The organism is Herbaspirillum sp. C7C2 (assembly GCF_022627865.1).
Taxonomy (GTDB): Bacteria; Pseudomonadota; Gammaproteobacteria; order Burkholderiales; family Burkholderiaceae_D; genus Herbaspirillum; species Herbaspirillum frisingense.
Genome location: NZ_JABXGI010000083.1, coordinates 1 through 262 on the forward strand (window position 1 = coordinate 1; position 262 = coordinate 262).

Annotated in this window: 1 protein-coding gene; it reads right to left on the bottom strand. The window is 61.8% G+C overall.

The window, feature by feature from the left end:
* Positions 1 to 240: hypothetical protein (locus tag HWE04_RS24325; protein WP_241813938.1), on the bottom strand; the 240-nt coding region annotated here is incomplete at its 3' end.
* Positions 241 to 262: the final 22 nt, after the last annotated feature.

The following is a 262-nucleotide window of genomic DNA, read 5'->3' on the forward strand; positions in this document are numbered from 1 at the left end:
ACCCACGCCCATGCGGTCCATCTGCGTCACGATGGCGGCAATCGGAATTCCGCTCCCACGACCATATTTCAGCTGCGCGCCGCGAATGGTGGCGCCCAGAATATGCATCGACATCTTGAAGTCGTTGTAAATCGAGACGACACCGCCACCAAGCGCTGCCAGAAACGCGACAACGAAGAATGGCTTCTTGGCGCGCGGAACGTCGAGCGCGCGTTCGACGGCACCGCCGACTTCGTCCATCAGCGGTGCCCAGGCTTCGCGG